The sequence below is a fragment of the Streptomyces glaucescens genome, from assembly GCF_002154375.1.
GTDB classification, from domain to species: domain Bacteria; phylum Actinomycetota; class Actinomycetes; order Streptomycetales; family Streptomycetaceae; genus Streptomyces; species Streptomyces glaucescens.
The window spans coordinates 1-904 of sequence record NZ_MUND01001069.1; the positions used below are offsets into that span (position 1 = coordinate 1).

2 pseudogenes are annotated in these 904 nt (G+C 74.4%); one reads left to right on the forward strand and one right to left on the reverse strand.

Going from position 1 to position 904, the window contains the following annotated elements:
- A pseudogene (locus CCN42_RS46360) lies at nt 1-169 on the reverse strand (MHYT domain-containing protein); the annotation flags it as partial.
- Nucleotides 170-318: 149 nt separating this feature from the next.
- On the opposite strand from CCN42_RS46360, the pseudogene CCN42_RS40640 reads away from it, so the two are divergent.
- Nucleotides 319-857, forward strand: a pseudogene (locus CCN42_RS40640) (class I SAM-dependent methyltransferase).
- Nucleotides 858-904: the final 47 nt, after the last annotated feature.

Sequence of the window (904 nt, forward strand, 5' to 3'; positions counted from 1 at the left end):
CGGTGCCGATGGCGGAGGCCGCCGTGATCAGCCAGTTGCGGCGCGCGCGTCCGGTCGCGGCGAGGGCGCGCACGGTGCAGCGCAGTCCGAGTGCCGCGCCGGTGCAGGCCATGACGTACGACAGCACGGGGGTCAGCCAGCCGAAGGCGGCGTGGTCCAGGTGTCCCATGGCCCCGGGACGCTAGGGGGGCACGGGTGCACAAAGGGGGCGCATTTCGAAAGGTGCCGGAATATGACGCACAGATGTACCTGAACGATCGCCCCCGCTCGAACATGTGCACCGAGGCGTCCTCCGGCCCGGTGAGGGATCATGCGGAGATGAGCGACGACCGCACGCACGTCCAGGAGTTCTTCACCGCCCGCGCCGCCGACTNNGCCCGGGCGACCGGGTCCTCGACGCGGGCTGCGGCACCGGACGCGCCCTGCCGCCGCTGCGCGCGGCCGTGGGCCCGTCGGGGGTGGTGCTGGGGGCCGATGTGACTCCGGCAATGTTGGAGGCCGCCGTACGCGCCGGCCGGGACCGGCACGGGCGGCTGCTGCTCACCGACGTGGCCGCGCTCCCCCTGCGGACGGGGGCACTGGACGCGGTCTTCGGGGCGGGCCTGATCTCCCACCTGCCAGAGCCGGCCGCCGATCTGCGAGAGCTGGCACGCGTGGTGCGCCCGGGCGGCCTGCTCGCCCTGTTCCATCCGATCGGCCGCGCCGCCCTGGCGGCCCGTCACGGTCGGCAGATCACACCGGACGACCTCCGCGCGGAGCCCAACCTGCGCCCGCTGCTCGCCGCCTCGGGCTGGCGCATGACGTCGTACGTCGACGAGGACGCCCGGTTCCTGGTGCTCGCCGTACGCGAGGACTGAGCCGTCGGGGAGGACCGGGCCGTCACGGGGGCGGGGCTGTCACAGGG